The 23969-nt window shown below is 54.3% G+C and carries 19 protein-coding genes and 1 pseudogene; 15 read left to right on the forward strand and 5 right to left on the reverse strand.

Translation table 11 applies throughout. The annotated features are described in order from the left end of the window. Nucleotides 1-12: 12 nt before the first annotated feature. The 4 genes from ACVWZT_RS18420 to ACVWZT_RS18435 are packed head-to-tail and all read right to left on the reverse strand — an operon-like array spanning nt 13 to nt 4827. A complete protein-coding gene (locus ACVWZT_RS18420; RefSeq protein WP_457470659.1) occupies nt 13-1251 on the reverse strand; it encodes a CaiB/BaiF CoA transferase family protein in 1239 nt (412 codons plus the stop codon). 18 nt (nt 1252-1269) lie between these two features. Further along, nucleotides 1270-2472, reverse strand: coding sequence for a 3-oxoadipyl-CoA thiolase (locus ACVWZT_RS18425; RefSeq protein WP_457470660.1), 1203 nt, complete (start codon nt 2470-2472; stop codon nt 1270-1272). 34 nt (nt 2473-2506) lie between these two features. After that, entirely contained in the window at nt 2507-4036 is a 1530-nt protein-coding gene (locus tag ACVWZT_RS18430; protein WP_457470662.1) for a 3-hydroxyacyl-CoA dehydrogenase, read from the reverse strand. A gap of 5 nt (nt 4037-4041) precedes the next feature. After that, nucleotides 4042-4827, reverse strand: a complete 786-nt coding sequence (locus ACVWZT_RS18435) for an enoyl-CoA hydratase (RefSeq protein ID WP_457470663.1) — start codon at nt 4825-4827, stop codon at nt 4042-4044. A 306-nt stretch (nt 4828-5133) separates the two neighbouring features. Here ACVWZT_RS18435 and ACVWZT_RS18440 point away from each other — a divergent pair, with 306 nt between their 5' ends. From ACVWZT_RS18440 to ACVWZT_RS18460, 5 genes and pseudogenes are all read left to right on the forward strand, one after another. Beyond that, a complete protein-coding gene (locus ACVWZT_RS18440; RefSeq protein WP_457472102.1) occupies nt 5134-5937 on the forward strand; it encodes an IclR family transcriptional regulator in 804 nt (267 codons plus the stop codon). Between the two features lie 58 nt (nt 5938-5995). Further along, the gene (locus ACVWZT_RS18445) at nt 5996-7150 is read left to right on the forward strand and encodes an acyl-CoA dehydrogenase family protein (protein WP_457470664.1); all 1155 of its coding nucleotides are present in this window, start codon (nt 5996-5998) and stop codon (nt 7148-7150) included. A 217-nt stretch (nt 7151-7367) separates the two neighbouring features. Continuing rightward, nucleotides 7368-8375, forward strand: a pseudogene (locus tag ACVWZT_RS18450) (HAMP domain-containing protein); the annotation flags it as partial. Between the two features lie 69 nt (nt 8376-8444). Then, nucleotides 8445-9230, forward strand: coding sequence for a methyl-accepting chemotaxis protein (locus ACVWZT_RS18455; protein ID WP_457472103.1), 786 nt, complete (start codon nt 8445-8447; stop codon nt 9228-9230). A 63-nt stretch (nt 9231-9293) separates the two neighbouring features. Next, complete coding sequence (locus tag ACVWZT_RS18460; protein WP_457470666.1) at nt 9294-10565, forward strand: MFS transporter; 1272 nt, start codon at nt 9294-9296, stop codon at nt 10563-10565. A 56-nt stretch (nt 10566-10621) separates the two neighbouring features. On the opposite strand, the gene ACVWZT_RS18465 is transcribed toward ACVWZT_RS18460, so the two are convergent. Beyond that, nucleotides 10622-11524 carry a LysR family transcriptional regulator gene (locus tag ACVWZT_RS18465; RefSeq protein WP_457470667.1) on the reverse strand — a complete coding sequence of 301 codons (903 nt, stop codon included), beginning with the start codon at nt 11522-11524 and terminating at the stop codon, nt 10622-10624. A 346-nt stretch (nt 11525-11870) separates the two neighbouring features. Here ACVWZT_RS18465 and ACVWZT_RS18470 point away from each other — a divergent pair, with 346 nt between their 5' ends. The 10 genes from ACVWZT_RS18470 (at nt 11871) to ACVWZT_RS18515 (ending at nt 23953) form a co-directional block, all read left to right on the forward strand. Then, nucleotides 11871-13085: an aminotransferase-like domain-containing protein gene (locus tag ACVWZT_RS18470; RefSeq protein ID WP_457470669.1), complete on the forward strand. Its 1215-nt coding sequence runs from the start codon at nt 11871-11873 to the stop codon at nt 13083-13085. A gap of 73 nt (nt 13086-13158) precedes the next feature. Further along, nucleotides 13159-14700: an acetolactate synthase large subunit gene (locus ACVWZT_RS18475; protein WP_457470670.1), complete on the forward strand. Its 1542-nt coding sequence runs from the start codon at nt 13159-13161 to the stop codon at nt 14698-14700. A gap of 84 nt (nt 14701-14784) precedes the next feature. Next, entirely contained in the window at nt 14785-16224 is a 1440-nt protein-coding gene (locus ACVWZT_RS18480) for an NAD-dependent succinate-semialdehyde dehydrogenase (protein WP_457470671.1), read from the forward strand. Between the two features lie 307 nt (nt 16225-16531). Then, the gene (locus ACVWZT_RS18485) at nt 16532-17377 is read left to right on the forward strand and encodes an IclR family transcriptional regulator (protein ID WP_457470672.1); all 846 of its coding nucleotides are present in this window, start codon (nt 16532-16534) and stop codon (nt 17375-17377) included. A gap of 409 nt (nt 17378-17786) precedes the next feature. After that, complete coding sequence (locus tag ACVWZT_RS18490) at nt 17787-19070, forward strand: amidase (RefSeq protein ID WP_457470673.1); 1284 nt, start codon at nt 17787-17789, stop codon at nt 19068-19070. Beyond that, nucleotides 19070-19678: a DUF1989 domain-containing protein gene (locus tag ACVWZT_RS18495; protein WP_457470674.1), complete on the forward strand. Its 609-nt coding sequence runs from the start codon at nt 19070-19072 to the stop codon at nt 19676-19678. The genes ACVWZT_RS18490 and ACVWZT_RS18495 overlap by 1 nt, the downstream gene beginning before the upstream one ends. Before the next feature lie 244 nt (nt 19679-19922). After that, on the forward strand, nt 19923-20744 hold the full coding sequence (locus ACVWZT_RS18500; RefSeq protein ID WP_457470675.1) for an ABC transporter substrate-binding protein: 822 nt from the start codon (nt 19923-19925) through the stop codon (nt 20742-20744). Between the two features lie 68 nt (nt 20745-20812). Further along, nucleotides 20813-21556 (forward strand): amino acid ABC transporter permease, encoded by a 744-nt coding sequence (locus ACVWZT_RS18505; RefSeq protein WP_457470677.1) that lies wholly within the window; start codon nt 20813-20815, stop codon nt 21554-21556. Between the two features lie 13 nt (nt 21557-21569). Next, a complete protein-coding gene (locus ACVWZT_RS18510; RefSeq protein ID WP_457470678.1) occupies nt 21570-22301 on the forward strand; it encodes an amino acid ABC transporter ATP-binding protein in 732 nt (243 codons plus the stop codon). Between the two features lie 272 nt (nt 22302-22573). Next, nucleotides 22574-23953, forward strand: a complete 1380-nt coding sequence (locus ACVWZT_RS18515) for a sodium:solute symporter (RefSeq protein WP_457470680.1) — start codon at nt 22574-22576, stop codon at nt 23951-23953. Nucleotides 23954-23969: the final 16 nt, after the last annotated feature.

A 23969-nucleotide genomic window follows, 5' to 3' on the forward strand; every position in this document is an offset into this window, starting at 1 on the left:
TAGCCCTGTTGTCTAATCTTCAGCAAATTGCTCAATCACGCCCTGGGCTGCCAATGCGGCGAGGCGCGTTTCATCCATCCCCAGAGCTGCTTTGAGCACGCTGTTGGTATGTTCGCCTAGCCGCGGAGCGGGCCTTTCGTGTTGAACCGGGGTATCGGACAGCTTTATGGGGCTTCCCACCATCTTGAATGCGGCATTTTTTTTGTGAGGTAAGTTGACCAGCATGTTGCGAGCCAATACCTGCGGTTCACTGAGCGCTCGACCGATGTCGTTGATTACTCCGACAGGCACCTTCACCGCATGGATGCGAGACACCCAGTTGTCTGCAGTGTCGGTCAGGAAGTGTTCAGCAAGGATTTGAACAATGGCCTCCCGATTTCTTACTCGGTCTGCATTTTTGGTGAATCGGGGATCGGACGGCAGATCGGGCAAACCTATGGCATTGCATAGAGCAATGAACTGGCTGTCGTTACCGCAAGCAATGATGAAATCCATATCGTTTGCGGTGAATACCTGATAGGGCACGATGTTCACGTGGGCGTTGCCTTGGCGGCCCGGCGACTTGGAGGTGCTCAAATAGTTTTGGCTCTGGTTGCCCAATGCGGCGACTTGGACATCCAGCAGTGCCATATCGCAATGCTGCCCGCGGCCGGTGGTTTGCCGCGCGATCAGTGCTGCCTGGATGGCAATTGTCGAGTAGAGACCGGTCATGACATCAGCTACGGCAACCCCGACCTTTTGAGGGCCTGCGCCTGGCACGCCATCTTTCTCCCCGGTGATGCTCATCAGTCCACCCAGGCCCTGGATTATGAAGTCGTAACCGGGCTCCTCCGCACGCGGACCGGTATGCCCGAAACCTGTGATGGAGCAATACACGAGCTGTGGGTTTAGGTCCGACAGGCTTTTATAGTCGAGCCCGTACTTTTCCAACGAACCAGCTTTGTAATTCTCGATCAGCACATCGCACTCCGCGGCTAGGGCGCGAACGATCTCCTGTCCTTCTTTAGTGGCAATATTGACGGCGACTGAGAACTTATTGCGGTTCGCTGACTGGTAATAGGAAGCCTCTGAGCTGTCTGAGCCGTCTTCGTTTTTCATGAAGGGAGGGCCCCACCCGCGAGTATCGTCACCCACGCCTGGTCGTTCGATCTTAATGACCTCCGCCCCAAGGTCGGCGAGGATTTGGCCGCACCACGGACCCGCTAATACACGACTGAGGTCAAGGACCCGGTAACCTTTTAACGCACCCATAACGTCCTCCAGAGTGGTTTACTGACGTTCAATGACCAAGGCCAAGCCTTGACCCACACCGATGCAAAGGCTGATGACCGCATAGCGTTTGTTGGAGCGTTGCAGTTCTCGAGCCACTGTGAGGGTCAGGCGGGCGCCGGATGCGCCTAGTGGGTGACCGACTGCGATCGCGCCACCGTTAGGGTTTACACGTGGGTCGTCGAATGCGATATCCAGGGCTTTCAGGCAACCCAATACCTGTGACGCGAAAGCCTCATTGATCTCGATGATGTCCATGTCATCAAGGGTCAGCCCGGCGCGGTCGACTGCTTTCTTTACCGCCTCCACTGGTCCAACACCCATGATTCGCGGTTCCACACCCACAGCTGCCGCAGATAATAGGCGCGCCAAAGGTTTCAACCCATAGCGCTCACCGGCTTGTGCCGAGCCGATCAGTAGCGCTGCAGCGCCGTCGTTGACGCCGGAGGCGTTACCGGCTGTGACAACACCGCCCGGCGCGAGGGAGTTGAGCTTGGCCAGTGCTGCCAGATCTGAGCTCGGGCGCGGGTGCTCATCGCGGTCAATACTTTGAGGAGGCGTTTTTCGGCCGGTCGGTACCGACACGGCAACGATCTCTTCATCGAAGAAACCGGCCTCCCGGGCGGCCTCGTACCGTGATTGAGAGGCTGCGGCGAAGCGATCGGCATCTTCACGAGTGATGCCATATTCAGCGGCGACGTTGTCTCCCGTCTGCGGCATGGAATCATCGCCGTACGCTTCAATGATCTTCGGATTGGGGAAGCGGGCGCCAATCGTACTGTCAAAAACAGTGAAGTCGCGGCTGAACGCTGCTTCAGCTTTGGCCATGACAAATGGGGCGCGGGACATACTTTCAACGCCTCCGGCAATAATCAGTTCACCCTCATCACAACTCACGGCACGCGCGGCGTCGATCACCGCAGCCAAGCCGCTGGCACACAGTCGATTTACAGTTTGACCTGGCACAGTGACGGGCAAGCCGGCTAGCAGGGCTGCGTGGCGTGCGATGTTGCGGCTGTCCTCTCCCGCTTGGTTGGTGTTGCCCAGGATCACATCTTCGATAGCATCTCCTGGGATGTTGTGCTGCTTCAGCAGTTCACGGATGACATGAGCTGCCAGGTCATCGGGACGTACCTTGGCCAGGGAGCCGCCATGGCGACCGAAGGGAGTGCGAATACCACCGTACAGGTATGCGTTGAGCATGGGTTACTTCCGTTCTGAAAAGGTAAGCCAGGGTTTAAACCACAGTGGGTTCAGCGTGGTGGAGCGATAGGAAGAGGTCGGCGCGTCGACGCAACCAAGGGCTGGGGCGATACCGAGGATCCCCAGTTAGCCCGCTGATGCGGTCGAGGATTTTCAACAGGCGTTTCGGCCCTAGGATATCGCCCCAGGCAAGCGGGCCCTGTGGATACCCCAGTCCGCGGCGTACACCCTCGTCCAGATCTGTCACAGTAGCGATCCGTTGCTGAACGATGTCGGCGGCCAGATTGACCACCATCGCGATGACCCGTTGGGCGATGAAGCCCACACTATCGTTGATTATTGTTACTCCAACGCCATCTCTGGCGAACAGGGCGTGAGCCGCATGACGCATCGTTTGGTGAGTGGCTGGGGTTTGCATCAGGCAGCGGTGCCGGTGCAAGTCGATGATCAAGTCGATGCACAAAGTGCGCTGCGGATCAGTGCCGAACCGGATTGACGCAGTAGTGGCATCCAGGCCGTAGGGCGCAAGAATGCATAGCGCTTCAGCCGAGGCACTTCCGCCCCGTTCAACTTCCGCGCCCAGAGACTCAAGCAAAGCAATGAGCTGTTGCCGATCTGCATCGTTCTCGGCACCTACCCATACCGGTGGTAGCGCGTCCACGGAAGGTACAGTTTGCGCCGCAGGGGGCGTGATCGGTTTACCGACTTCATATGAATAGAAGCCACGGCCCACTTTGCGTCCGACGAACCCAGCTTCCAGCATCTGTCGGGTCAGGGCGGAAGGCCGATAGCGCGGCTCATGGTAAAACTGGTTGTAGATCGACTCGATTACTGGGTGAGAGACGTCCAGCGCTGTGAGATCGAACAGTTCCAGCGGACCCATTCTGAATCCCATGCCATCCCGAAGGACTCGGTCGATATCCGCTGGTTCTGCGACGCTCTCCTTCAAGATCTGCAGTGCTTCGGTGCTGTACGCGCGGCCGGCATGGTTGATGATGAAACCAGGCGTGTCCTTAGCTCGAATGCCAAGGTGTCCCATTACTTTAGCCAGAGCTTGCAGTCGATCGCCTACAAGGCGGTCAGTTGCCAAGCCGTCGATAATTTCCACCACCTTCATCAATGGCACAGGATTGAAAAAATGGAAGCCGGCGACTCGTTCTGGATGCTTCAAGGCGCGCGCGATGCTCGTGATCGACAGCGATGAGGTGTTTGAAGCCAAAATGCAGGTTGCGCTGACCACCCCTTCGAGGTCTAGTAGCAGGGACTGCTTGGCATCCAGGCGCTCAACGATGGCTTCAACCACCAGTTGGCAGTCGTGCAGCGATGACAGTGACTCGGCGACATGCAGTCGTCCAAGTGCAACGTGCGCCTCCATTTCCGAGATCTTGCCCCTGCCGGCTAGTTTGGCAAGAGTGCTTGCCAATCCATCTTTAGCAGACTGGGCAGCACCTTCCCGTGCGTCGAAAAGGAGTACCTCGATGCCAGCCTGAATAGCGATCTGGGCAATGCCTGCGCCCATCACGCCGGTACCAACCACGCCCATTCGCTCAATGCCATGTGTCATTTCAATCACTCCCCTTTGAACGCGGCGGCGCGCTTTTCCAAGAAGGCCGCAGCGCCTTCCTTCTGATCATGTGAGTCGAACAACAGCTGGAAAGCTTTGCGTTCAAGAGCAAGCGCCGCTTCGAGTGGGAGGTCTGCTCCGGTGAGCATCACTTCTTTAATTTGGGCCACGGCCAGAGGCGGAAGGGCTGCAATTTCGGCCGCCAGTTCGTGAGCTCGATGGAGTGTTTGATCGTCACTGACGACTTCGCTGACCAATCCGATGCTCAGTGCTTCGGGAGCCTTGATCAAGCAACCCGTCAACGCGATGCGCATGGCTTGGAATTTACCCACGGCCCTGATGAGTCGCTGGGTCCCGCCTGCGCCAGGCATGAGTCCTAGCTTTACTTCTGGCTGACCAAATCGGGCGGACTCTCCAGCGATGATCATGTCGCAGTGCATTGCCAGCTCACAGCCTCCGCCCAAGGCGAAGCCGTTCACGGCAGCGATGATAGGTTTGGGGCAACTGCTAATGGCTCCCCACAGAAGTTCGGTATGTCGTAAGTACATCTCAACGGGTCGAGCTGCCGCAAACTCCCTAATGTCTGCTCCGGCTACGAAGCATTCGTCGCCGCCTGACAGCACGATTGCCCGCACCCGGGTATGCCGGGCGAGTACCTGGAAATGCTCTGCAAGCGAACGCCTCACAGAGGTGTTGAGTGCATTGCGAGCTTCCGGGCGGTTGATGCGTACTGATGCGACGCCGTTCTCCAAAATACTGACTTGGACTTCATCGGTGACCTGGGGACTCATGCGACCTCCTAATTCTATCGGTTTCGCTATGCGAAATACGATTTCACTTTATGACGTAAAGCATAGAATCCTCCTCATGCTTCTGTAAACCACCGTTTGAGAAATTTGCTTTTCAGGTAGAAAAATAGGGTTAGGTGATATGGGTATGGCGTTTGCTTGCGGTGAGGGGAAAAGGTCTGCTAAAGTTTCGTCAGACGAAACATGATTTTATTTTCTTGATTTTTGGAAAAAGGGAGTCCTAACATGCACCCCAAGGTAACGGAAGGTGACGAGGGTGGAATCGACGTCCACCGGAGCGACTTGGATATGTTGGAGAGGGGAGCGTTGTCTCTCGGCGCTTCTGCTTCTGATGACGAGGTTGGTGGCCAGTTTGTTACGGCTCTGGCGCGTGGATTGGAGTTGTTACGTTGTTTTACTCCCAAGGATAACGTTCTTGGCAATCAGGATTTGGCGAAGAAAACGGGGTTGCCCAAGCCAACGGTCACTCGGTTAACCAACACGTTGATGCGCCTGGGTTACCTCAAGCGTGAGATGCACTCAGGGAAATACCAGCTCGATGTAGGCGTATTGGGCTTTGGCTACGCGATGCTCTCGAATTTGTCGATTCGGGCGGTCGCTCATCCATTGATGGAACAACTGGCAAATCACGCTAAAGCAGCGGTTGCGATGGCTGCCAGAGACAGGTTGCAAATGGTTTACCTGGATGTTGTTCAGGGGCAGGGGAATATGACGATGCGTCGTCAAATCGGCAGCTATCTGCCGATGGCTCAGAGCTCAGTGGGCCGCGCGTGCCTGGCGGCTATGCCTGAGAACGAGCGCGACTTTTTGCTGGAGCACGTCCGTCAGCGAGAAGCTGATAACTGGCCCGCTTTACGCAAGGGTCTGGAACGAGCTTTCAGAGATTACGCCGATTACGGGTACTGCCTGTCGATTGGCGAGTGGCACCGAGACGTTAACTCAGTTGCGGTTCCACTGGTGCATCCCCAATTCGGATTGCTGGCATTTAACTGCGGCGGGCCCAGCTTTCAGCTCCCCCGCGAAAAGCTAGAAGATGACATCGGGCCACGCCTGATCAACATGGTTAATAACATCGGCGCCGCCGCTCCGTAATTATGCGGGTTGCGGCAGTGCGTCTGGTCAGCCCGCAGTTGGGCAATGAGGAGTGCATATGATCCGCGACCCAGAAACTCTCACAATTCTGCTGGACTCGATTCGCCAGTTCGTCGATCAGGAACTGATCCCGCGCGAGAACGAAGTGGCAGAAACCGATACCATTCCCAGCGACATCATCCAGCAGATGAAGGAGATGGGTCTCTTTGGTTTGACCATCCCTGAGGACTTTGGCGGTCTTGGGGTAACCATGGAGGAGGAGGTCAACATTGCCTTCGAACTCGGTCGCACCTCTCCGGCTTTTCGCTCCTACATAGGTACCAACAATGGTATCGGCTCCATCGGCATCTTGATTGACGGTACCGATGAGCAAAAACAGCACTTTTTGCCGAAACTGGCGAGCGGTGAGTTGCTCAGTTCGTTCTGCTTGACCGAACCAGATGCGGGCTCGGATGCTGCTTCTCTGAAAACAACCGCGGTGAAGGACGGTGATCACTATGTTCTCAACGGAACCAAACGTTTCATCACCAACGCCCCTCATGCCGGTATCTTCACGGTAATGGCGCGCACTAATCCTGATGTCAAAGGCGCTGGTGGAATCAGCGCCTTTATTGTTGAGCGTGGCACACCAGGTCTCACCTTGGGTAAGCCGGATCACAAGATGGGTCAAAAGGGGGCCCATACCAGCGATGTTATTTTTGATAACGTTCGCGTGCCTGCGGCGCAATTGATCGGTGGGGTGGAGGGCGTAGGCTTCAAGACGGCAATGAAGGTCTTGGACAAAGGCCGCCTGCATATTGCAGCGCTGAGTGTAGGGGCTGCGGAGCGCATGTTGGATGACGCGCTGCGCTATGCTACTGAGCGTAAGCAATTCGGTAAGCCAATTGCCGAATTCCAACTCATCCAGGCAATGCTTGCTGATAGCAAAGCGGAAATTTATGCATCTCGCTGCATGGTATTGGACGCTGCGCGCAAGCGCGACGAAGGCTTGAACGTTAGTACTGAAGCCTCGTGCTCGAAGATGTTTGCCACGGAGATGTGTGGTCGGGTAGCTGATCGCTGTGTGCAGATTCATGGTGGCGCTGGTTATGTCAGTGAATATGCAATCGAACGTTTCTATCGCGATGTACGACTGTTCCGCCTGTATGAGGGTACAACTCAGATTCAACAGGTAATCATCGCGCGCAATATGATCCGCGAGGCGCAATCCTGATCTCGCTTGTGGGCGCAATTTTTTGATCACTTAAAAGTTCACCCCCTAGCTGCGTACCTGCTTAACTCCATTGTTGGGTAGGGGGTGGGGTCATACTTAGTGGCGCTTCAAGGGACCTTAGTTAATTGAGGCGCTCTACCTATCTGACTGCTGATGCCCTGCTTTAGGTGGGGTGGAGACTTCTTGCATGAGCAGGACGCTAAAGTTCAGTCATAAAATGCTGTTTGCTGTATCCGCTACGGTTATCGCTGTTTTTTGTCTGTTTGCGCTTTACAATGATTACACGCAGCGGACTGCGATAAGGTCTGATCTAGATAGCTATCTTCGTAAAATGAGTACGGGGACTGCAAGCAATGTTCAAGCGTGGCTAACCGGAAGAATGTTGCTGATCGAGAGTATTACTGAAACCGTTGCTGCGCGTTCAGAACTGCTGAATTCGTTAGATCTTCTAACGCAAAAGACGGTGTTTGCTACCTTTCTTGCCGCCTATGTTGGTACGCAAGACGGTCAATTCGTGACGCCTACCCCGGATGATATGCCGAAGGGCTACGATCCGCGCGAGCGGCCTTGGTACCAGGCAGCTGTCGCGTCGGCACATACTATTCTAACTCAGCCATATCTGGACCCTTCCAACAACCAACTGACCATGACGATTGCCGACCCAGTGTTTCGATCGAATGGACGGTTAGCAGGTGTGGTTGGTGGAGACCTCAGTCTCGAAGCTTTGATAGAAATCATCAACGCGCAAGACTTTTCATCTGACGGGGCAGCGTTTCTTGTCAGTGAAGATGGCACCATTTTGGTTCATCCCAATCAAGACTTAGTCATGAGGCCGCTCAATGACGCTTTCTCTGGGGTAAAGGCTATTGAGGCGGACGTGGTCTATGAGGTGCAGCAGCAGGGCAAATCAAGGCTGCTTACTTTTGCCCCTGTTAACGGCCTGCCCTCGGTTAAATGGTTCATCGGTGTTTCGGTCGATAAGGATCAAGCATTCGGCACGCTGAGCCTGTTCCGTAAAACAACGGCAGTAGCAACGTTTGGTGCTGTAATCGCAATCGTGTCGGTACTCGGCTTATTGCTCAAAATTCTGATGCGCCCGCTCCGTGCAATGGGCAGCGCGATGCGTGACATCGCGGAAGGAGAGGGGGATCTTACTCGACGTCTGACCATCCGTGGTAATGATGAGTTTGGGGAGCTCGGCAGCTCATTCAATCGTTTTGTTGAAAGAATCCATGAATCCATTCGCGAGGTATCGACCGCGGCGATCGAGGTTAATGAAGTCGCACGGCGAGTAGTGCGTGAATCCAATCTTTCTGTTACCAATCTCGACCAGCAGGCTGCTCGAACCGCTGGTGTCGCTGCAGCTATTAATGAGTTGGGTGCCACTGCGCAGGAGATAGCCCGTAACGCCGCCACGGCTTCCCAATCTTCCACCGACGCTCGCAGCCTTACTGCAGATAGTCAGGTCGTGGTTGGTGAAACGATTACTGCCATCAACCAGCTGTCGACCAATATTGCCGCTTCATGCGCGACCATTGAGGAGCTCAATGCAAGTACCGCCAACATTGGTCAGATCCTCGACGTGATCGCGGGGATTTCGCAACAAACCAATCTCTTGGCACTTAACGCTGCTATCGAAGCTGCCAGGGCGGGAGAGGCTGGGCGTGGCTTCGCTGTAGTTGCTGATGAGGTTCGCAGTCTTGCACATCGAACTCAAGAGTCTGCCCAACAGGTGCACGTCCTGATCAGCCAATTACAAACTGGCGCGGGCGGAGCCGTAACCTTGATGGAGAAAAGCCAAGGGCGAAGTACGAAAAGTGTCGAGGTCGCCAATTTGGCCGGCGATCATTTGGCTGAAATCGCTCGTCGTATCGCTGAAATTGACGGTATGAACCAGTCCGTTGCCGTTGCGACGGAAGAGCAAACATCCGTTGTAGAGTCTCTTAACATTGATATTACTCAAATCAACGAACTCAATCAAAGTGGCGTGAAAGCGCTACAGTCGACGCTGCTCGCCTGTACGGATCTGGAAAGTGAAGCGCGTCGTTTGGAGCGATTAGTTAAAGGTTTTCAGATTTGAGTTTTAGGTTGCTAATCAAGAAAGCGCAGGAAGGCATCTCTATAAATATAAAGGAGATAGACTATGAAGGAAGTGGTGGCTGAGCCCTGTTCGTTTAAGCGTGAGCGCACATGGATATGGGTGTTTCTTTTCTCGTTTCTCGGGCTATTAATTGATGGTGCTGACGTTATGCTGTTGTCTTACAGCCTGACCAGTATCAAGACTGAGTTTGGACTGACCAATACCGAAGCGGGAAGCCTAGGCAGTCTGACGCTGGCCGGAATGGCAATCGGTGGCATCTATGGCGGCTGGGCATGTGATCGTTTCGGTCGTGTGCGAACGGTTGTGTGGTGTATCACTATCTTCTCGCTAGGTACTGCGTTGCTGGGTCTGGCACAGAGCTATTGGCAATTCGCGATTATTCGCTTTGCGGGGGCCCTAGGGCTGGGAGCATTGTACATCGCTTGCAATACCCTGATGGCGGAATACGTGCCGTCGAAGTACCGCACTACTGTGTTAGCGACGATGCAGACGGGTTGGGTTTTCGGCTATATCGCGGCCACGATTTTGGCTCGTGGAATTCTCCCGGATCACGGTTGGCGCTATCTCTTCTTCGTGGCGATCGTTCCCATCGTGCTAACCGTCGCCATGCGTAAGCTTGTGCCTGAACCGCCAATTTGGGTGAAAGCGCAGGCAGAAAAAAAGCACAGGCTCGGCGCTGGCAGTCTTGGGGTGGGTCAACCTAAGCCGAAAGGCGAATTCAAAATGATTTTTGCCGATTCCAAAGCGCGCGCGATGTTCTTCTTCTGGGCGCTCACGGCGGGACTTCTGCAGTTTGGCTACTACGGTGTGGCCAACTGGATGCCCGCATATCTCGAAAGCGAAATGGGTATGGACTTCAAGTCGCTCACTGGCTATCTCATTGGTACCTACACCGCATCGATTGTGGGGAAGGTGCTGGCCGGCCTGGCGGCTGACTGGCTGGGGCGTCGTGCGGTGTTCTGCATCGGTGCCGTAAGCGCCTCGATCTTCCTGGCAGCTATCGTCAACTTTCATACCCAAGACAACGTACTTTGGATGTTGGTTCTCTTTGGTTTCGTGTATGGAATTCCCTACGGCGTCAACGCCACCTATATGACTGAAAGTTTCTCTGGGAGGTATCGGGGCTGTGCAATCGGCGGTGCGTACAATCTCGGCAGGGCAGGTGCCGCCGTTGCTCCGATCATCATTGGCTACCTAGCCACTCACGTTTCCATCGGGATGGGATTCATGGTGTTGGGGGCGGCCTATTTGATCTGTGGTTTCGTTCCGGCACTGTTCATTCCGAACAAGCAGTATGACCCTCAACGAGAGTAGGGGCTAATACCGCCGCAGCGCCGGATGCGCCTTTCCGTTGCAAGGCGCTTCGCGCATCAAGGCGTCCAGAAGCGTTTGGCCTCGTCTAGAATCCAAGTGCGGAAGGCCTCCAGTGGTCCACTGTGGCGCATATTATTGGGGTAAACCAGGTAATAAGAGTGCTTGGCAGGAATGCTGAGTTCATGGGCCCTCACCAAGCCGCTCGCCCAGGCAGCCTCTGGAACAAAAAATTCGGGAACCAGAGCAATTCCTAGCCCTGCCTCAGCAGCTTTTACCAGCATAGAGTGGAGTTCGAAACCAACGGTTTGCACTGGGGTGGCGTCCTTGGGGATGTTTGCAGCCTCGTACCACTGGGCCCACGACTCCGGTCTGGTGGTTGAAAAGAGCAGGGGGAACTTCAGGACATCCTGTGGTTCCTTGATCTCATCACCAATTAGCTCTTTCCGCGCAATCGCAATCATCTGCTCTCCAAACAGGAAATCTGAAGTTGCATGAGGCCAAACCGGCTTTCCGTGGTGGATGGCAGCTTCGAAGTGCTCATCCTCAAAGGAGAACGGATTGGTTCGTACTCCCATGTTGATCTTCATAGACGGGAATTGGGCATAGAACGTCGGCAGTCTGGGTATCAGCCACTCTTGAGCAAAGGTGGGTAGCACAGCCAGCTCCAAACTGTTATCGCCTGAGCCGTGGGCAGCCAGCGACATAGTGTCCCGCTCGATTTTCTGTAATGACTCTCGTACTTGTTCGCTGTATAGCCGTCCAGCTTTCGTCAGCTCGACGCGCTGCTTGATCCGTACGAACAGCCGGATGTTCAGGTTCGTCTCCAAGGAGTTGATCTGTCTGGATATCGCGCTCTCCGTCAACGACAGCTCGCGCGCGGCCAAGGTGAAGCTTTCGTGACGTGCGGCAGCTTCAAACGCGATGAGCGCCGCGATTGGGGGGATACGGGATCTGCGCATAGTAGTTCCGAAAACTCATTAACTGGCAAAAAAATGTTGCTTTACGTGGCCGCTGAGAGGCGCAAAATGAATCTCCAAAGCCTCAATTGTTATAGCCAGCCTCTTAAAGCTATCACGCGCTGGAAAATATTCATAAATGAGTTTTTCGCAAGAACTGAAGATTTCAAGGTGGCTACGTGCTTCAGGGTGCTTCATCGCTCAGCCGCTAGGCGAGGCGAAACCTCTCGTCAGCAGATTCGTCATGATCGTTGCTGATCGCTTGAGGAGCTTGGCAAAGGCTCAGCACGATTTGAAGGCCGAACCGCTGAGACCCTTTTGACAGTCGATACGAAATCGAAGGACGGTTATGTACAGTTACGCTCCAGCTTTTCAGAATCCTATGAGCTCTCCTATCAGAGAGCTATTCAAGTACCTCAGCGAACCTGGAATGATTTCCTTTGCGGGTGGCTACCCTGATCCAAGCCTATTCGACGTCGAAGGTTTGGGGGCTGCAGCTTCCCGTGCTTTTCAGGATACTCGCGCGTGTCTGCAGTATGGTGTCACAGATGGCTCCCCGACTCTGAAGAAGGAAGTGATTCGACTGATGGAGCGCAGGGGCGCCAAAGCGTCTCCGGAGAATGTTGTTGTGACAACCGGCTCTCAGCAGGCCTTTGATCTGCTCTTGCGTGTCTTGGTTGGGCCTGAGGATCGAGTGTTTGTCGAACAGCCCACGTACTCCACTAACATCCAAGCTGTCCATACCTACCAGGCGAATATGACCGCAGTACCAGTCGATGGGGATGGCTTAGATATACAGGTTTTGGAGCGTTTGCTTGCAGAAGCTGCAGCCAAAGGAGATTTGCCCAAGCTGCTCTACACAGTGCCGACTTTCGGTAACCCGTCGGGCGCGACCCTGTCACTTGAGCGTCGCAAGCGCTTGCTTGAGCTTGCTGTGCAATTCAAGTTTGTTATCGTTGAAGATGATCCTTACGGTGATCTTCGTTTTTCTGGAGAGGCGATACCTTCGCTGCTCGCACTGGCTAGCCAAGTTGATGGCGCTCAGGACTGGGTCGTTCATCTGGCAAGCCTCTCTAAGATAGTCGCACCGGGTATTCGTGTGGGGTGGGCCATCGCACCGGTGGAGCTTGCGCGCCGCTGTACGATTGCTAAACAAAGCGCAGACGTCGGCAGCTCGCCGTGGACGCAGGGCATCGCAGCCGAGTATCTGATGAGTGATCGTCTTGATGCACACCTGATCAAAATTCGTGAAGCATATGGAGCTAAGTGTTCGCTGCTGTGCCGTCTGCTGCGTGAACAAGCGGGTGACCTTATTTCATTTCACGAACCAAACGGTGGGATGTTCGTCTGGGCAAGGCTCAAACATGGGCTTAAAGCGTCTGAGCTGCTGAAAGAGGCAATTTCAAGGAAGGTGATGTTCGTGCCTGGCGCGGGTTTCCATGTGGATACGCCGGATGAGTCATCACTTCGTCTTTCCTTCGCTGCACCTACTTTGAATGAAGTAGAAGAGGGTGTGATGCGTTTATCTGAGTCGCTGCGCGCACTCCGTGGCTTGACGGCTTGATTCTACCCGCAAGCTTCACTGTAACGGTGTGCGTACCAACGCCTTGATGAAAATCGATTTCCGGAGCACAACTATGAACGGCGCAAAAAGTCTGGTTGAAACCCTGCTCGCTGCAGGGGTAGATACCTGTTTCGCAAACCCCGGCACCAGTGAGATGCATTTCGTCGCTGCGCTTGATCAGATTCCCGGTATGAAGTGCGTGCTCGGTTTGCAAGAAAACATCGTGACCGGCATGGCAGACGGTTATTTCCGTATTGCTCGTAAGCCGGCCTGTACGTTACTGCACTGTAGCCCAGGGCTCGCCAACGGGATGGGCAATCTCCATAATGCTCGGCGTGCGCGCAGTGGCATTGTGAATATTGTCGGCGACCAGGCAACCTATCATCGGCCCTTCGATGCGGCACTGACCGGCGATACTGACGGGATGGCACGTACCGTTTCGCAATGGGTGCACACCAGCACTAACCCGGCAGATCTCGGCCGGGACGCAGCGTTGGCCGTTCGGGCAGCGAATACCTTCCCGGGGCAGACGGCCACTCTGATCCTTCCGGCTGACGTGTCGTGGGAAGAGGGCGGCGTTGTAGGCACTCCAATCGAGGCGCCACAACCGCCGGTCATCGACGGCCATGCGTTGGAAAATGCTGCTCGTGTTTTGCGTAGCAATTCCAATGTATTGATCCTGCTGGCCGGTCACGGTGTGTTGGGCAAGGCTCAAGCATTGGCCTGGCGCGTTGCTCAAGCAACCGGTGCCGCAGTAATGGCGGACTACGTTACTGGTCACGTGGCCCGTGGCAGAGGGCGCATGCAGCTTGAGCGCGTGCCATATGGTATGGAGGCAGCTATCGCCGCCCTGAAGCCATTCGAGCACATCATCTTGATCAATGCGAAGGCGCCTGTCGGCTTCTTCGGTTACCCGGGATTGCCGTCGACTCAGTATTCTCCGACAGCACAGATACATGTGCTGGCGCGTCCTGACCAAGATCCAATTGAGGCGCTGGAAGGGTTAGTCAATGCATTGAATGCGCCAGAGGTAGAGATGCCGGATCCAGGGCCTCGTCCAGACATCGTTCGTGGCGCTCCGACCCCTGAAGGGTTAGCGCAGACTCTTGCCGCGCTCATGCCAGACAACGCCATCGTCTCGGACGAAAGTATTTCCTATGGCCGTGGTTTCTACAAATTCACACATGCGGCGCCTGCGCATGATTGGCTTCACTTGGCTGGTGGAGCCATTGGTGACGGTATGCCGGTAGCTACAGGCGCTGCAATGGGAGCTAACAAGCAACGTCGAGTGATTAACCTTCAGGCGGATGGGTCGGCGATGTATTCGCTCCAGTCGCTGTGGACTCAAGCACGTGAGCAGCTGCCAGTTACCACGATCATCCTCAACAACAGCAAATACAACATTCTTATTGGCGAGTACAAAAACGTCGGCGCGGTACCGGGTGACACAGCGATGAGCATGCTTGATCTGAGCAACCCAGGTATCAGTTGGGTAAAGCTGGCCAACGGCATGGGTGTCGAAGCGGCGCGCGCTACCAGCCTAGACGAGTTGGCGGATCTGATGAGCAGCAGCTTCAAGCGCAATGGCCCGTTCCTGATTGAGCTGATGATCTAGCGGTTAGCCGGTACCGTTTACTGAAAGATAAACACGCTCTGAAGCTATCCCCCTTCAGAGTGCTCGCTTAGTTGGAGAGCGTGAATGACATACCCAAATACTCAGTTATTCATTGGTGGTGAGTGGCAAGATGCCGCGGACGGCCAGACTATCGCGGTGTACAACCCGGCTACCGGCCAGGAAATTGGTAGGGTCGCTCGAGCGACAAGATCTGATTTGGATCAGGCTCTGGCAGCGACCGAGCAAGGTTTCGAAGCCTGGCGCAACATGACGCCGGCGGCTCGCAGCAAGATCATGCGTAAAGCCGCAGGCATTTTGCGCGAGCGGGCTGATGACATCGCCAGGGTGCTGACCCAAGAGCAAGGCAAACCACTGCAGGAAGCCCAGGGCGAGGTTGGTGCGGCATCAGACATCATTGAGTGGTTTGCTGAAGAAGGCTTTCGTGTTTACGGTCGCTTGGTGGCGTCGCGTCGTGACCCCGCGATCCGCCAGATGGTTGTGAAAGATCCTGTAGGCCCGGTGGCGGCATTCACTCCCTGGAACTTCCCCATCAATCAGCTGGTATTGAAAATCAGTGCGGCCTTGGCTGCCGGTTGCTCCGTAATTGCAAAGGCTGCGGAAGAAACACCAGCGGCACCTGCTGCACTCGTCAAGGCATTTGCAGACGCAGGTCTGCCTGCTGGGGTTCTGGGGCTGGTGTATGGCGAACCCGCGGATATTTCAAGCTATCTGATCGCCCACCCAGTCATCCGCAAGGTGACTTTCACCGGTTCGACCCCGGTTGGAAAGCACTTGGCAGCTCTGGCCGCTACGCATATGAAACGTGCAACCATGGAGCTGGGAGGACATGCGCCGGTCATCGTTTGCGCTGATGCCGATATCGAGCTCGCGGTGAAGTCTGCGGCTGCGGCCAAATTCCGCAATGCAGGTCAGGTATGCATTTCGCCAACCCGATTCCTCGTTCATGAGAGCGTCGTGGAGCAGTTTGTTACTGAGCTTGGCAAGCGAGCCCAGTCGCTCAAAGTTGGTAACGGCTTGGAGGAGGGTACCCAGATGGGGCCTCTGGCTAACGACCGGCGGCTGACTGCCATGGCGGAATTTGTCGAGGATGCTCGGGAAAAAGGCGCGCGTATTGTTGCGGGTGGAAATCGCTTGGGAACACAGGGTAACTACTGGGAGCCGACGGTTATTTCTGGCGTGCCCTTGGATGCGAAACTCTACAACGACGAACCGTTTGGTCCGATTGCGGCCATCCGCAGCTTTAGTGATCTTGAAGAGGCGATTGCTGAGGCTAACCGACTGCCGTTTGGCCTGGCGGGGTACGCGTTTACATCATCTCTCAAGAATGCCGATCTGATCTCGCGCAAAGTGGAAGTGGGGATGATGTGGATCAACATGCCAGCGTCGACCAGTCCAGAGCTGCCATTTGGTGGCCTGAAGGATTCGGGTTACGGCTCCGAAGGTGGTCCAGAGGCGCTGGAGGCTTACCTAAATGTACGCTCAGTCGTACTGAATAACGTATAGACGCGTCACCCTCCTTAGCCCCAGCGCTGTCACTGACGGAACTGGGGCTTTTTTTTTCAGCACCGGCGTCTTGTGGGTAAGCATGATCCCAAGTTGGAAACAACGCATGGGGTTGCCATTGCTTAGCAGCCCCCTGTAGTTGCTGCGCGGCAACCATGCTTGAAGCGAGCGCGTAGATTAGCCAATGTGGAGGAGGCGGCCAGTGACGCGCCCTGTCAGGTGAGATCTCTCCTTTGAAATAGCTTCTTATGAGCGTATAAATTCGTCGGGCGGCGCATGCAGTGACATTGAGTCTGTAGGAAGGTGTATGAAGAAAAGAGATGCAGAGGATCTCAACCATGATCCCGACTTGGATAGAAGCGATGATCGACAGTTTCTAGTCGCGCTTGCTCGCGGACTCAATATTCTCAAGGTGCTGGGTAAAAACCACCAAGCATCTCTGGGGAACGCGGAGCTTGCCCATCTCACTGGTCTCTCCAAGGCAACAGTGTCTCGCATTACCTACACGCTATCCTCCCTCGGTTATGTAGATTATATCGAGCAGCTTGGTCGCTACCGAATAGGGGCTGGCGGGATTGCCTTGGGTTATTCGAGTCTTAGCGGTAGTGTGGTTCAGCATGTCGCCCGCCCGCTGATGAGGGAGCTAGCCGAGTATTCTGGGCTTGCCGTCGCAGTGGGGACTCGGACGGGACTCAATATGGTTTACCTGGGAAGTGAACGAAGCAGCGACTTGCTTAGCATGCGGCTGTCTGAGGGTTCCATCATTCCGATCGAGTCCACAGCCATTGGCCACGCTTACCTTGCAGGCATCGAGGCGGGGCCTCGTGAGGAATTATTAGCTGCCCTTCGAGCAGACTTCCCAGAACGGATGCAGGCTAGCGATCAACAACTTGAACAAAATCTTGAGCTTTGCAGCTCGCGCGGCTATAGCATCGTGACAGGCCTTTGGCATCCGCATGTGAACGCAGTAGGGGTGCCGTTTACCCCGGCCGATGGGACTTCCACGCTAGCATTTACCTGTGGGGGACTCAGCTATTACGCCAGCGAACAGCGTTTGCACGAAGAGATTGCGCCCCGCCTTGTCGAGTTGGTGAAACGCGTAGAGCTTATCCTGCAAGGCGATGCGGGACTGGCCCGGCAGTACCAGGCGTGACTCAAGACCTCCTTCATTCAGATCGCCGCTGACAGGCCCGCTTCCAACTGGCGTCTTCGTCTGACGGCGATCCACCTTTTCAAATCTTGCGCTGATGAGCAGCCCAGCATCGAGCACGAGTCGCTGGTGCGAATTCACGAGCTTAATCTGAGCCTGCGATAGGCAGCTTATTCAGCAAGCCTGCCCGCGACTCGATCTCCTTCTGCTTCAACTGTTACTCGTCCGGCCCTTACGACGCATTCGTCTTCCACTGCTTTTGAACGCCTTCTGTCGTATTGGTACCGCTGTGCCAGCTATCGGCAGGGGATTGTGTTGACAGTCGCAGTTTGCGGAATTAAATTCCGCATATGGCTTTGCGGAATGATTTGTCTCATCCGCTTGAATAATCACAACGAAAAAGCTGCGAGACATGAAGAACCTATCTAGCCCTCAAGATCCTTCGTTCGAGCATGAGAGAATTTTCACGGTGCTGCTCGATACCCCATCTCCTTGCGATGGCCCCCTCGCTGGATTGTCTGTATCTGTCAAGGACAACATCGATGTCGCAGGGTTGGTCACAACCGCAGGTGCTAAGGCGTTCCAACACAATCCGCCGGCAATGGTGGACGCTCCTGTGGTAGCCAGATTGAAAGCTGCAGGGGCTAAAGTTTTCGCCAGGACCAACATGAGTGAGTTCGCCTACTCCACGCATGGAATCAACAGTCACTTCGGCACCCCAGTCAATCCCTGGGAGAATGGCAGTGGCCCGCGTATTCCAGGTGGGTCCAGCAGTGGCGCTGCCGTTGCCATTGCGCGAGGGATAGGCGATGTTGCAATCGGTACCGATACCTCAGGATCGGCCCGTGTGCCCGCAGCGCTCTGTGGGGTCGTTGGGTTTAAACCGCGGCAGCGACGCATCCCGATTGAAGGCATCGTTCCTCTGGCCCCAACGTACGATTGCGTTGGAATCATCGCCCGAAACGTTGAGAACGTTGACCAGGTGTTCAGGGCCATTGCCGACGATCAGCTTCCGCTGGAGGCTGAGCCGCGAACTGAGCAACGTCGTTTCAGATTGCTCTGGCCATCTCAATTGGCAGGATCGGAACAGACCGATATATCTGATGAAGTCGAGAGGTCGATTGCTCATGCAGTCAATCGCATTGAAGCAATGGGCTTTGAGGTTGTGCGGACGCACGTGCCTCTCCTGTCTCAAGCCATCGAACTGATTGCGCAGGGTGGTATCACCGCGTATGAGGCTTTCGCATTCCATCGTCCTTTTCTAAAGCGGCTAGCCTCGGAATATGAACCGTTTACCCTGAAACGCCTCGGAGCAGGTGAGGCTTGCACGCCTGAACAGTACGAGTCGCTGCTAGCTCGTCGTTTGGAACTGATCGAAGAGGCGGCCCGCGCGTTCGCCGGATTCGATGCAATTCTGCAACCGGCGAGCCTAATAATTGCCCCTCTTATTGCTCAGTTGGAGAGTGACGAGGAAAAAATAAAAACCAGCATCAAGATGATGGTGACTACGGTGATCGCCAATATCCTCGATCAGCCATCAATCAGCATTCCTTGCCATGAGTCGGGCTCAGCCCCGGTCGGACTGTTGCTCACCGGGACTGGCTCGGAAGAGGAACTTCTCTTGCTGGCGAAGGTGGTAGAGCGTGCGCTTGATGAATCGAACACCAAACAATTACTAAAAGAGAGAGTACGTTGATGCAAGAGATCGGTGGTGGCAACGGGCGTGCAATCGTACTTAAAAAGGGCCAGGCGGTTCGGCTGGTTAATACTCATGGTACTCAGGTCGTTGACACGTGGGCGCTTGCGCTTGGTGACACGAGCGAGTTTATGTCGGTAGAACACACGCGGCGTATGCTCTTCAACCTCTTCCCGAGTACAGGCGACGTGCTTTATTCGAATCGCAGAACGCCGATGCTTAAGATTGAAGAAGACACGTTTACCGGTAAGCACGACATGCTGGTGGCCTGCTGTGATCCGTGGTTGTACAAGCACTATGGTTGCGAAGCTGGGCACCGCAATTGCCACGACAACTTCCAGTCCTCATTATTTGATGCAGGCTTCGGCTCGAGCCACGTGCCTAATCCCTTGAATCTGTGGATGAATGTCCCTGTGCATGATGTGCAGGGCAAGATTTCCTTGGAGCCCCCTGTCAGCAAAGCTGGCGATCGGATTGTGCTGCGAGCGCTGATAGACGTGATCGTGATCTTCTCAGCATGTCCGATGGATATCACACCTGTGAATGGAGCAGATCGAACCTTGAAGCCGGTTCACTTTGAGATTTTGGAGGCGGTAAACAATCAATAAAAAGGGTATGTCCGCCTTGGCAGGCGTCGGCCTATCTGACTTTTTACACTGCTGCCAACCTCTGCGACCTCGACAAGGTTGCTTGCTCAGCAGCACTGAGAGTGGTGGCGGTGTGCAACGCGAAGGGGAGGGATGCCCTTCACAAGCCAGCCGTAAAAGGCATCTGTACCTACAACGATAACTAGCTCCACTTGATTGCGACTGCCTACAACAACAACCAATGCAACGCGTGAAGGAGTGACCAATGAACAAATTTTTGAAACCAATCGCCGCCCTCGGCATGGTTCTCAGTGGGCTCAGCTTAGGGGCTGTCGCTGCTGACGCAAAACCATCCTTTGTGAGCTCTGGAAACTTCCAGGTTTGCTCGGACCCTACCTTCCCCCCGATGGAGTTTTTCGAGAAAGCTGGCGATCGTGAACCAACAGGCTTTGACGCGGACCTGATCAATGCCCTAGCTAAACACTGGGGAGTGAAGCCACGCTTTGTCGTAGCAGAGTTCACAGGCATGCTCCCTGGTTTAGAGGCTAAACGTTGCGATGCCGTGATTAGCGGCGCACTCATCACCCCTGAGCGTATACAGAAGCTGAGCGCCGTACCCTACCTGGCAAGCTCAACGATCGTTTTTGGCCGGGGAGACAGCAACCTCAAGTTGAACTCGCTTGAGGATCTTTCCGGGAAGGTCGTAGCGGTTCAGTCCGGCAGTCGCTATGTAACCATCATGGAAAAACTCAATGGTCAGCTGTCGGCGGCAGGTAAAACTCCGGCGGTAGTCCAGACGTATCCCAAAGGAAGCGATGTCGCTCAACAGATCTTGGTGGGGCGCGCGGTAGCAGGTCTGTCTCAAGACACAGAGCTGGCTTACCGTGAGCTGCAAACACCGGGGCAGTTCAAAACTCTCTTTGTCTTTCCAGAAAAGGATGTCTTCGGTGCCTACCTTCGCCCTAGCCCGGACGATGAAAAAGCGGTGCGGCAAGCATTGTCTGCATTGAAGTCTGATGGCACATTGAAAGCGATTGCCGAGAAATGGAAGCTCGATCCTGTGAATGTGGAATCCGTCACGCATTGATTACCGATATTTGACCCTCTCCTTTCAGGGAGGGTTTCCGGTCGCTTCTATTCAGGCAGGGCACGTTCATGAATTTCGATGTGGCAGTCTTTTGGGACGCATTTACGTCCTGGCATTTTTTCCGCGGTGCATGCATCACCTTAGTCCTGGCACTGGTGTCGCACTCAGTAGGCATCCTCATTTCCATCCCTTGCGCCCTAGCGCTGGATGGACCTCCTAACGTCTGGCGCGGCACTTTGCGTGGGGTGTTGAGCGTGTTCCGTGGGGCGCCGACCTTGCTTCAACTGCTGTTCGTGTGGAACGCTCTTCCTCAATTCTTTCCCGCATTCCGTGAAGAGTGGTTTACACCGTTCATCGCCGCTTGGATCGCGCTATCCATTAACGAAGCAGCCTATCAAGTAGAGATCAACCGAGCTGCGTTAAAGGCGGTAGACAAGGGCCAATATGCCGCTGGTCATGCGTTAGGGCTTTCCCGGTGGCATATCTTTCGTTATGTCGTGATGCCACAGGCCGCGCGTATAGCCATTCCGCCGACGGCGAATGAATTCATCACGCTTCTCAAGATCACATCGCTGGCATCCGTGATCTCACTGCAGGAACTGATGGCGGTAACGTCCCAGACAGTCGCCACTACGTTCCAGTTCTCCGAGTACTACGCCGTGGCGCTCGCTTACTACCTCGTCATGGTTTACACCTTGACATGGCTCCAAGGCGGCCTTGAAAAGAGGCTGTCATGGGACTCCCTCGCAGACACCAGTAGCAAGTCAATTGGGCTTGTGCAACGCACCTTAGCCCGCATGCGGCGTATCTGAGGAGGACATGAGAATGAATGAGATCATCCGTTTGGAATGCGTTGGCAAGCGCTACGCTGATTTCGAAGTGTTAAAAGATATCAATCTTTCCGTGCTCAAAGGCGAGAAAATTGTCATCTGCGGGCCGTCTGGTTCAGGTAAATCAACGTTAATCCGCTGCATTAATCGGTTAAATCCTCACGATACTGGGACGATTACTGTCGAGGATCAAGACATTTCGACCAAGTCAGGAAGCAACCATGTCCGCCGGGAGGTGGGTATGGTATTCCAAAACTTCAATCTTTTCCCCCATCTTTCTGTGCTCGAGAACTGCACCCTTGCGCCGATGAAGGCGCGAGGACTAGGCCGAAAAGAAGCCGAAGAACTGGCGTTGCGTTACCTGAACCGGGTGCACATCGGCTCACAAGCACAGAAGAAGCCTGGGCAACTCTCCGGCGGTCAGCAACAGCGAGTTGCTATCGCACGGGCTTTGTGCATGAGCCCTAAGGTGATGCTCTTCGATGAGCCCACCTCCGCATTGGACCCAGAAATGGTTGGCGAAGTCCTCGAGGTGATGACCGAGCTCGCCCAGGACGGAATGACCATGCTCTGCGTTACTCATGAAATGGGCTTTGCGCGGAAAGTTGCCGATAGAGTTGTATTCATGGATTCTGGTCAAATAGTTGAAACCGCAGCCCCAGCTGATTTTTTTGATAATCCTCAACATCAAAGGACTCGCGCTTTCCTATCTCAGATTCGACACTGATCGAATCGGAATATCGATGCATTGGCATCGGTTCTTAGATTGCGGGCGTCGGTAATAGACCGTCGCCGCATCTGTCGTTGTTTGAAACTTCTTTTGCATGCGTGAATGGGTTCACTGTTTCGCTATTAGCTCACAATATTTTAGAGATTTAATTCGATCTATAAATGAGAGCTGATGTACACAGGCTTGCGCGGTGATCCGTTACGATTTGATGTTGGGTGGTAGCACCGATTGGCACACGCAGTCGATAATAATAGTAAGTGAGATCTGAAATGGCTTTAGATATAGTTGTAGTGGTGTTGTATGCCGTTGGAATGCTTCTGCTGGGCTGGTTTGGTATGCGGCGTGCAAAATCTCATGAAGATTTTGTAGTGGCAGGACGAAATCTTGGACCGACTTTTTACATGGCAACCATGGGTGCAACTGCATTGGGTGGCGCATCGACTATTGGAACGGTGCGTTTAGGTTATGTTCATGGTATCTCCGGATTCTGGCTCTGCGCAGCACTGGGCGCCGGAATTATTGCGATTAATCTGTTCTTGGCAAAACCCTTGTTGAAGCTACGCGTCTTCACCGTCACCCAGGTGCTGGAGATACGTTACAATTCATTGGCGCGTCAAGCCAGCGCGGTAATTATGTTCATCTATGCACTGATGGTGGCCGTCGTCTCTATCTTGGCCATCGGTACCATTATGCAGGTTCTGTTCAGTCTGCCATTTTGGATGTCTGTTCTACTTGGTGGGGGAATTGTTGTTATCTACTCTGCTATCGGTGGTATGTGGTCCTTGACACTGACTGATATTGTGCAGTTCGTGATAAAAACGATAGGCATAATGTTCTTGCTTTTGCCCATCTGTCTGTACCAGGTGGGTGGTTGGGATGAACTAGTTATGAAATTGCCGGAGTCGGCGTTTAGCTTCACGACCATCGGATACGATACAATCATCACGTATTTTCTTATTTACTTCTTTGGGAATCTCATTGGGCAGGATATCTGGCAGCGGGTTTTTACCGCACGTAGCGTAGGCGTTGCCAAGTATGCTGGTTCCGCCGCTGGCATATACTGCGTGCTCTACGGTTTAGTGGGCGCTGCGATTGGAATGTGCGCGAAGCTATTGCTGCCTGATCTTGATAACGTGAACAACGCATTTGCTGCGATTGTGCAATTCACTCTTCCTGAAGGGATTCGAGGTCTTGTAATCGCTGCCGCTCTCGCTGCAATGATGTCGACCGCAAGCGCGGCATTACTGGCAGCTTCCACTACCTTTGCTGAAGACATACTTCCTAAATTGCGAGGCGGAAAAAATTCGTCGTTGGCTATCAGTCGTATTTCCACTGCCTTCTCGGGGTTAGTTGTTCTGGGGATTTCACTCGTGGTCTCGGATGTCCTCAGTGCATTGACGCTGGCCTACAATCTTTTGGTAGGCGGAATGCTAATACCGATGATCGGAGCTATCTATTGGAAACGCGCATCTACTGCGGGTGCAGTAGCGAGTATGGTTGTAGGGAGTGTGACAGTGATCGCTTTTATGGTTATCGATGGCCTAGAGGCTAATACACCTATCTACTATAGTCTCGCTGCGGGGGTTGTTAGTTTCGTTGCCGTAAGTTTGTTGTCGCCTCGTTCGGAAATTACGCGTGAACTGGCTTGAGATATAGCTTTTTCGA

This window comes from Pseudomonas sp. TE21394, from assembly GCF_054057835.1.

Bases quoted from the DNA above. Each gene is read 5' to 3' on its own strand.
- ACVWZT_RS18420 (WP_457470659.1), bottom strand. From the start codon at position 1,251: ATGGGTGCGTTAAAAGGTTACCGGGTCCTTGACCTCAGTCGTGTATTA.
- ACVWZT_RS18425 (WP_457470660.1), bottom strand. From the start codon at position 2,472: ATGCTCAACGCATACCTGTACGGTGGTATTCGCACTCCCTTCGGTCGC.
- ACVWZT_RS18430 (WP_457470662.1), bottom strand. From the start codon at position 4,036: ATGACACATGGCATTGAGCGAATGGGCGTGGTTGGTACCGGCGTGATG.
- ACVWZT_RS18435 (WP_457470663.1), bottom strand. From the start codon at position 4,827: ATGAGTCCCCAGGTCACCGATGAAGTCCAAGTCAGTATTTTGGAGAAC.
- ACVWZT_RS18440 (WP_457472102.1), top strand. From the start codon at position 5,134: ATGTTGGAGAGGGGAGCGTTGTCTCTCGGCGCTTCTGCTTCTGATGAC.
- ACVWZT_RS18445 (WP_457470664.1), top strand. From the start codon at position 5,996: ATGATCCGCGACCCAGAAACTCTCACAATTCTGCTGGACTCGATTCGC.
- ACVWZT_RS18460 (WP_457470666.1), top strand. From the start codon at position 9,294: ATGAAGGAAGTGGTGGCTGAGCCCTGTTCGTTTAAGCGTGAGCGCACA.
- ACVWZT_RS18465 (WP_457470667.1), bottom strand. From the start codon at position 11,524: ATGCGCAGATCCCGTATCCCCCCAATCGCGGCGCTCATCGCGTTTGAA.
- ACVWZT_RS18470 (WP_457470669.1), top strand. From the start codon at position 11,871: ATGTACAGTTACGCTCCAGCTTTTCAGAATCCTATGAGCTCTCCTATC.
- ACVWZT_RS18475 (WP_457470670.1), top strand. From the start codon at position 13,159: ATGAACGGCGCAAAAAGTCTGGTTGAAACCCTGCTCGCTGCAGGGGTA.
- ACVWZT_RS18480 (WP_457470671.1), top strand. From the start codon at position 14,785: ATGACATACCCAAATACTCAGTTATTCATTGGTGGTGAGTGGCAAGAT.
- ACVWZT_RS18485 (WP_457470672.1), top strand. From the start codon at position 16,532: ATGAAGAAAAGAGATGCAGAGGATCTCAACCATGATCCCGACTTGGAT.
- ACVWZT_RS18490 (WP_457470673.1), top strand. From the start codon at position 17,787: ATGAAGAACCTATCTAGCCCTCAAGATCCTTCGTTCGAGCATGAGAGA.
- ACVWZT_RS18495 (WP_457470674.1), top strand. From the start codon at position 19,070: ATGCAAGAGATCGGTGGTGGCAACGGGCGTGCAATCGTACTTAAAAAG.
- ACVWZT_RS18500 (WP_457470675.1), top strand. From the start codon at position 19,923: ATGAACAAATTTTTGAAACCAATCGCCGCCCTCGGCATGGTTCTCAGT.
- ACVWZT_RS18505 (WP_457470677.1), top strand. From the start codon at position 20,813: ATGAATTTCGATGTGGCAGTCTTTTGGGACGCATTTACGTCCTGGCAT.
- ACVWZT_RS18510 (WP_457470678.1), top strand. From the start codon at position 21,570: ATGAATGAGATCATCCGTTTGGAATGCGTTGGCAAGCGCTACGCTGAT.
- ACVWZT_RS18515 (WP_457470680.1), top strand. From the start codon at position 22,574: ATGGCTTTAGATATAGTTGTAGTGGTGTTGTATGCCGTTGGAATGCTT.